Annotated in this window: 4 protein-coding genes and 1 pseudogene; all 5 read left to right on the top strand. The window is 61.8% G+C overall.

Annotation, left to right across the window (positions count from 1 at the left end; all coding sequences use genetic code 11):
• Positions 1 to 205 precede the first annotated feature (205 nt).
• Complete coding sequence (gene guaB, locus QMX81_RS19530) at positions 206 to 1,663, top strand: IMP dehydrogenase (RefSeq protein ID WP_123729717.1); 1,458 nt, start codon at positions 206 to 208, stop codon at positions 1,661 to 1,663.
• Between the two features lie 111 nt (positions 1,664 to 1,774).
• Complete coding sequence (gene guaA, locus QMX81_RS19535) at positions 1,775 to 3,340, top strand: glutamine-hydrolyzing GMP synthase (protein WP_282263967.1); 1,566 nt, start codon at positions 1,775 to 1,777, stop codon at positions 3,338 to 3,340.
• Between the two features lie 366 nt (positions 3,341 to 3,706).
• The gene (locus QMX81_RS19540) at positions 3,707 to 5,782 is read left to right on the top strand and encodes a DEAD/DEAH box helicase (protein ID WP_282263968.1); all 2,076 of its coding nucleotides are present in this window, start codon (positions 3,707 to 3,709) and stop codon (positions 5,780 to 5,782) included.
• Positions 5,779 to 7,140 carry a DNA-processing protein DprA gene (locus QMX81_RS19545; protein ID WP_282263970.1) on the top strand — a complete coding sequence of 454 codons (1,362 nt, stop codon included), beginning with the start codon at positions 5,779 to 5,781 and terminating at the stop codon, positions 7,138 to 7,140. Before QMX81_RS19540 ends, QMX81_RS19545 begins: the two co-directional genes overlap by 4 nt.
• Positions 7,141 to 7,393: 253 nt before the next feature.
• Positions 7,394 to 8,239, top strand: a pseudogene (guaA, locus tag QMX81_RS19550) (glutamine-hydrolyzing GMP synthase); the annotation flags it as partial.

An 8,239-nucleotide genomic window follows, 5' to 3' on the forward strand; every position in this document is an offset into this window, starting at 1 on the left:
CGGCAACCCCGTAGCGCCGCCGAAGGATCATGAGGAGCCGGCCAGCGGCCGGCACTACCGCGGGTTGGCTTTGGCGGCATTCTCGGCTGCCTTCCACCGTCCTGAACCGACGTTTGCCGGCGCGACACAGCGTCGCACCTGCCCCCTGCCAATGACGCCCGAATCAGGGTAAAATGTCGCGCTTCCCCACATCTCGGGTATGCCGATGCTGCGCATCCAGGCTGAAGCTCTCACCTACGACGACGTCTCCCTCGTCCCCGCTCATTCCATCATCCTGCCCAAGGATGTCAGTCTGGAAACGCGCCTGACGCGCGACCTGCGGCTGAAGCTTCCGATCCTTTCGGCTGCCATGGATACCGTCACCGAAGCCCGCCTGGCCATCGCCATGGCCCAGCTCGGCGGCATGGGCATCATCCACAAGAATCTGAGCGTCGAGCAGCAGGCTGCCGAAGTCGCCAAGGTCAAGAAGTTCGAGGCCGGCGTCATCCGCGACCCGATCACCGTCGGCCCGGAAACCACCATCCGCGACGTGCTGGCCCTGACCCAGGCGCGCAACATCTCCGGCGTGCCGGTGGTGGACGGCGGCGGCCAGCTGGTCGGCATCGTCACCCACCGTGACATGCGCTTCGAGACCGAGCTGGACGATCCGGTCCGCCACATCATGACCAAGAAGGATCGCCTGATCACGGTCAAGGAAGGCGCGGCCTCCGATGAAGTGCTGCAGCTGCTGCACCGCAACCGCATCGAGAAGATCCTCGTCGTCAACGATGAGTTCGCCCTGCGCGGCCTGATCACCGTCAAGGACATCCAGAAGAACACCGATTACCCGAACGCCGCCAAGGACACCGCCACCCGCCTTCTGGTCGGTGCGGCCGTCGGCGTCGGTGGCGATACCGACCGCCGGGTCGAGGCGCTGGTCGCCGCCGGGGTGGACGTGCTGGTGGTCGACACCGCGCACGGCCACTCGCAGGGCGTGCTGGACCGCGTCAGCTGGGTCAAGAAGCACTTCCCGCAGGTGCAGGTCGTCGGTGGCAACATCTGCACCGGTGAAGCCGCTCTGGCGCTGCTGGACAGCGGCGCGGACGCGGTCAAGGTCGGCATCGGCCCGGGCTCGATCTGCACCACGCGCGTCGTCGCCGGTGTCGGCGTGCCGCAGATCACCGCGATCGACCTGGTCGCCGAGGCGCTGCAGGACCGCATCCCGCTGATCGCCGACGGTGGTATCCGTTACTCGGGCGACATCGGCAAGGCGCTGGCCGCCGGTGCCTCCACCATCATGATCGGTGGCCTGCTGGCCGGTACCGAGGAATCGCCCGGCGAGACCGAGCTGTTCCAGGGCCGCTCCTACAAGAGCTACCGCGGCATGGGCTCGCTGGCCGCGATGGAGAAGGGGTCCAAGGACCGCTACTTCCAGGACGCCTCCAGCGCCGACAAGCTGGTGCCCGAAGGCATCGAAGGCCGCGTGCCGTATCGCGGCCCGGTGGGCGGCATCATCCACCAGCTGATGGGCGGCCTGCGCGCCACCATGGGCTACGTGGGCTGCGGCACCGTCGAAGACATGCGCAGCAAGCCGAAGTTCGTCAAGATCAGCGGCGCCGGCCAACGTGAGAGCCACGTCCACGACGTGCAGATCACCAAAGAGCCGCCGAACTACCGCGCCTGATGCGGCATGAGCAAAGAGGAACGAGGAAGCTGATTCCCGTTCCTCTTTCTCTATAGGCCGCCGGTTTTCGTATTCGTTTCCTGTTTTCTTTCCTGCATTGCCCAGGGCGCCATGACCAACATCCATAACGACAAGATCCTCATTCTCGATTTCGGTGCTCAGTACACCCAGCTGATCGCGCGCCGCATCCGCGAGCTCGGCGTGTACTGCGAAATCTGGGCGTGGGACCACAACCCGGCCGACATCGCCGCGTTCGGCGCCAAGGGCATCATCCTGTCCGGCGGCCCGGAATCGACCACGCTGCCGGGCGCGCCCGCCGCGCCGCAGGAAGTGTTCGACAGCGGCCTGCCGATCTTCGGCATCTGCTACGGCATGCAGACTCTGGCTGCGCAGCTCGGTGGCGCCACCGAAGCGGCCGACCAGCGTGAGTTCGGCCATGCCGAAGTCAACGTCGTTGCCCCGGATGCCCTGTTCAAGGGCCTGAGCGACCACGGTGGCGAGCCGAAGTTGAATGTCTGGATGAGCCACGGCGACCACGTCTCCGTCGCGCCCCCGGGCTTCACCGTCACCGCCGTGACCGATCGCATCCCGGTGGCCGCGATGGCCAACGAAGAGAAGCGCTGGTACGGCGTGCAGTTCCACCCGGAAGTGACCCACACCCTGCAGGGCCAGGCGCTGCTGCGCCGCTTCGTGGTGGACGTGTGCGGCTGTGAAACCCTGTGGACCGCAGCCAACATCATCGACGACCAGATCGCCCGCGTGCGCGAACTGGTGGGCGATGACGAAGTCATCCTGGGCCTGTCCGGCGGCGTCGATTCGTCGGTCGTGGCCGCGCTGCTGCACAAGGCGATCGGCGACAAGCTGACCTGCGTGTTCGTCGATACCGGCCTGCTGCGCTGGCAGGAAGGCGACCAGGTGATGGCGATGTTCGCCGAGCACATGGGCGTCAAGGTGATCCGCGTGAACGCGGCCGACCGCTATTTCAGCAAGCTGGAAGGCGTGAGCGACCCGGAAGCCAAGCGCAAGATCATCGGCAACCTGTTCGTGGATATCTTCGATGAAGAATCCACCAAGCTGAAGAACGCCAAGTGGCTGGCGCAGGGCACCATCTACCCCGACGTGATCGAGTCGGCCGGCAGCAAGACCGGCAAGGCCCACGTGATCAAGAGCCACCACAACGTCGGCGGTCTGCCCGAGCACATGAAGCTGGGCCTGGTCGAGCCGCTGCGCGAGCTGTTCAAGGACGAAGTGCGTCGCCTCGGCGTTGAGCTCGGCCTGCCGCGCAGCATGGTCTACCGCCATCCGTTCCCGGGCCCGGGCCTGGGCGTGCGCATCCTTGGTGAAGTGAAGCGTGAGTACGCCGAACTGCTGGCCAAGGCCGATGCGATCTTCATCGACGAACTGCGCAAGGCCGATCTGTACGACAAGACCAGCCAGGCGTTTGCCGTGTTCCTGCCGGTGAAGTCGGTGGGCGTGGTGGGCGACGCGCGTGCGTATGAGTGGGTGATCGCGCTGCGTGCGGTGGAGACGATTGACTTCATGACCGCGCATTGGGCGCATCTGCCGTATGACTTCCTGGGTACGGTGAGTAATCGGATCATCAATGAGCTGCGGGGGGTTTCAAGGGTTGTCTATGACATCTCGGGGAAGCCGCCGGCGACTATTGAGTGGGAGTGAATAGAGGCCTTCGGGCACTGACCCGAGTAAACGGCCGGGCATCGACCGGTCTCTTGGCGACCGATGGAAAAAGCCGTCACGAGCAGTACAAAAAAGAACGTCGATGCTTACCGGGGCGGTATTCCGCAATTTGAAGCCTAAGAAAATTGCCTTATAGGGATTTTTGATAGGGGTTTAATGTGTTGACGGTAGCAACCGGTGGTACCGTCAGCTTGCCGGCGCGCTCGTGCTCTTCGGCAGGCGCTGCACAATGGGGCGAGCTCTGCCAAGACACCGATGCAATTACTTATTCTAGGGTGTCGGGCGCGCCGCCGCCGTGCGGTGGCCTGCTGAATCAGTAGCATCACAAATGTTTGAGGGAGTCCGATGAAATACGACCAAGCTCGCGCCCTACAGCTCCTCCGAGAAGGCAGTGGCAATCCTGACGCCACCTTCCGCGACTCGCAGGAAGATGCGATTCGTCACCTCGTTACGGGCGCGGAGGGCCGCCTCCTTGTCATTCAAAAGACGGGTTGGGGCAAAAGCTTCGTTTACTTCATCGCGGCAAAACTGATTCGCGAACAAGGGAGGGGGCCAACCCTCCTGGTATCACCCTTGCTCGCTCTGATGCGGGATCAGGAGATGGCGGCCGAGCGCATGCGGGTGACGGCCAGGACTGCCAACTCGACCAACCGAATGGAGTGGGCGGAGATCGCCAAACAGATCGAGGCAGGGAAGATAGACGTCCTCATGTTCCACCCAAAGCAACTAGCGAACAAGGATTTCCAGGCCAGCCTTTTGGCCAAGATTCTCAACGTGTCGCTGCTCGTGGTTGACGAGGCCCATTGCATCTCGGACTGGGGGCATGATTTTGTGCCCGAGTACAAGCTAGTCACGCGGCTCATCTCAACGTTGCCTCCCAACTTGCCGGTGCTCGCGACCACGGCCACGGCAAACGAACGTGTGTCAGGCGATCTCGAGCGGATCCTTGGGCCCAACCTGCAAGTCAAACGCGGCTCGCTGAATCGCCCGTCCATCACGCTTCAGACAATCACATTTGCGAGCGACGCAGAGAGGCTCGCCTGGCTCGCACAAACCGTCCATTCGCTTCCCGGCAGCGGCATCATTTATGCCCTGACGAAGGCTCACGTGCAGTACATCGTCAGTTGGCTCACGCGCTGCGGCCTTTCCGTCAAGGGTTACACGAGCGATTCAGAGGATCGCGCTGTTCTGGAACAGGAGCTCAAGGAGAACAAGGTCAAGGCGCTTGTCGCGACCTCGGCGCTTGGCATGGGCTACGACAAGCCTGACCTGACCTTCGTTATCAACTATCAGCCGCCGTCCTCTGTCGTCCACTATTACCAGCAAGTGGGTCGCGCCGGGCGTGCGATCGACGATGCTCGCGGAGTCGTATTGGCGGTCAAGAACCAGCTGGACATCAATACCTACTTCATCGAGAGCGCGTTTCCAAGGCCGGATGAAGTGACCGCGGTCATGGAGGCGCTCGATACGGCTGGGGACGATGGCCTTTCGGTGCCGGCTCTTCAGGAGGTCATCAACTTGAGCAAGGGACGAATCGAAAAAACGCTGACCGCCCTCTCCATAGAGAGCCCCGCGCCGATCGTGAAGGAAGGCTCAAGCTGGAAGGTCACAGGTAGCAAGTTGGCGGGTAGCTTCTGGGGGACGGCCGAAAGGGTGACCGACCTGCGGCGGGCCGAGCATGCTCAGATGAAGGCGTACATGGCCCTCACCGAAGGGCACATGAAGTTCTTGGTCGCGGCTCTCGATGGTGACCCGGCGACCATTGAGGCGCCTCGCAGTCCGCCATTGCCCACCGCGGTCGCCCCGGCGTTCGTTGCGGAGGTGGATCGGTACATGAAGGACACCAGCTTGCCGATCAAGGCGCGCAAGAGGTGGCCTGATGGAGGACTGGACGGATACGGGCTGCGGGGAAATATCGCTGAGAAGCTGCGTGCGGGAGACGGTTTTGCGCTCTCGATGTACGGTACCGCGGGGTGGGGCGACATCGTCCGTGATGCTCGCTACGTACACGGGCACTTCGGCGACCACCTCGTTAAGGCCTGCGCCGGGCTGGTACGCCGGGCTGCTTTTAAACCCGCTCCGGAATGGGTCACCTGCATCCCGTCACTCAACAATCCGAATCTCGTGCCGAGCTTTGCGAAGCGGCTTGCCGCTGAGCTTGAACTTCCGTTCCACGCGGCGCTGACCAAGGTTAAGCACACCTCAGCTCAGAAGTCCATGCGCAATAGCTCTCAACAGGCGAAGAACCTCGATCAGTCACTTGAATTCAGCGACTTTGACGCCAAGGTCGGTCCGGTGTTGTTGGTCGACGATATCGTGAACTCGGGCTGGACGTTCACGATTGGCGCTTGGCTGCTGCGCGCCAACGGTTGCGGCGAAGTGTGGCCCCTCGCGCTTGCAAAAACTGGGAATGAAGAATGAGTCTGCAGATCTCCGAAAACTGCCAAGCGATCTTGCTCTTGACGGCGCCGTTGATGGTCGGCAAGGTTGGCGCCCGTGCGGAACTGCTGAAGCAAAGTGAGTACAGCGACCTTACAAGGTTCCTCGTGCAAGAAGGCTTTCAGCCGTCCGACCTTCTCCGCCCACAGTCTCCTGCGCTGCGCCAAGCCGAGAACCTGTTCGGGCTAGGACGGCTGACCCGCTTGGTGGGCAGAGGGTTTCAGCTTGCCCAAGCGCTTGATTACTGGAGTGCGCGTTCGATCTGGGTAGTGAGTCGCGCCGATGCCCGGTACCCCAAGCGGGTCAAATCACGCCTTAAGCACGAAGCGCCGCCCGTCATGTACGGTTGTGGTGATTTGGATCTTGTCGACAACGGCGGCCTGGCTGTCGTAGGCTCCCGTGACGCGGACGACGAGATGCTGAGCTATGCCCAGCGTGCCGGAGAGAGGGCGGCAAGTGCTGGCAGAGCCTTGATCTCCGGAGGCGCTAAGGGGGTTGACAGTGCTGCGATGGATGGGGCTGAGGCTCTTGGCGGCATAGTCTGCAACGTCATGGCAGAAGGACTGGCGCAGGCGGCAATCAGTCGGAGATTCAGAGATGGCCTTCAAGAGAGGCGCACATTGCTGATCTCGCCCTACGATCCAAGCTCTGGCTTCAATGTCGGGCACGCCATAGCGCGCAACAAGTTTATCTTCGCATTGGCTGACGTCGGCTTGGTAGTGAATTCAGACCTGGAGCGGGGTGGGACGTGGGCAGGCGCGATAGAGCAGCTTCGTAAGCTTCACTTCGTTACGCTCTACATCCGATCGAGTGGTAAGCGTTCCGCTGGCCTAGACGCTTTGCTACGAGAGGGGGCCTTGCCTTGGCCAGAGCCCGAGGATGGGCAAGCGCTAGAAGCTCTGTTTGCGGCTCAACCAAACGATAGCAAAGCAGCCGCTAATGCTTCTTATCAGGGGCATCTTGACTTCAAGATCGCTGCCGGTACGTCGAGCGGGGTTTCGGATGCAGTACTAGATGCGGTGCGCCCAGTGTCGATGGTTAAAGAGTCGCCAAGTGACTCCGGCGCCCTCGAGGAAGGTGCGCCAAATTCATCGACTACAACCGCAAAGCCGCCACTCGTAGAGGCTCCCTCGGGTCCGCGAATTGAATTGAAACAGGCGATGTTCGCGACCTTTGAACGGTTGATTCGCCAAGTGCTTCACACACCTAAGAAGGCCGCTCAGATCGCCGACGAGTTGGATCTCAATCAAATCCAGACGCGGAACTGGCTGGACCGTTTGGTTGCCAAAGGTGTAATCGAAAAGAAGAAGAGTGACGCGACCTACCGGCTTGCCGCTTGAGGCCCCTCTGAGAAGAGTGAGTCGCTTAGGTCGCGTCCAAGTCCGAAATGCGAGTATCGGGGTTAGTCAGCTGTCTCAACTTGCCAGCGCAACACGTGATCTGAATGTTTGTAATTCTGCGTCCATGGCCTCTGCAAGGATCCTCAAGCCCAGCCACTGGCGAGGGTGCGTGTACATCAACTAGGCTACGCACCATACGTGCAGCACGCGACGTCACAGGTCGCATTCGCGCAGATAATCTGTTGATCACGAAGATTCGTCCGTCGTGGCCGCACTGCTGCACAAGGCGATCGGCGGCGACAAACTGACCTGTGTGTTCGTCGATACCGGTCTGCTTCGCTGGCAGGAAGGCGACCAGGTGATGGCGATGCTCGCCGAACACATGGGCGTCAAGGTGATCTGCGTCAACGCGGCCGACCGCTACTTCAGCAAGCTCGAAGGCGTGAGCGATCTGGAAGCCATGCGCAAGATCATCGGCAACCTGTTCGTGGACATCTTCGATGAAGAATCCACCAAGCTGAAGAACGCCAAGTGGCTGGCGCTGGGCACCATATACCCCGACGTGATCGAGTCGGCCGGCAGCAAGACCGGCAAGGCGCATGTGATCAAGAGCCATCACAACGTGGGCGGCCTGCCGGAGCACATGAAGCTGGGCCTGGTGAAGCCGCTGCGCGAGCTGTTCAAGGACGAAGTGCGTCGCCTGGGCGTTGAGCCGGGGCTGCCGCGCACCATGGTCTATCGCCATCCGTTCCCGGGCCTGGGCGTGCGTATCATGGGGAAGTGAAGCGCGAGTACGCCGAGCTGCTGGCCAAGGCTGATGCGATTTTCATTGATGAGCTGCGCAAGGCGGATCTGTACGACAAGACCAGCCGGGCGTTTGCCGTGTTCCTGCCGGTGAAGTCGGTGGGCGTGGTGGGGGATGCGCGTGCGTATGAGTGGGTGATCGCGCTGCGTGCGGTGGAGACCATCGATTTCATGACGACGCATTGGGCGCACCTGCCGTATGAGTTCCTTGGTACGGTGAGCAACCGTATCATCAATGAGTTGCGGGGGGGGGGGGGGGGGGGTTTTTTTAAAACGGGGGGGGCCCCCCCCCCAG

The organism is Stenotrophomonas sp. PS02301 (assembly GCF_029959485.1).
Taxonomy (GTDB): domain Bacteria; phylum Pseudomonadota; class Gammaproteobacteria; order Xanthomonadales; family Xanthomonadaceae; genus Stenotrophomonas; species Stenotrophomonas maltophilia_Z.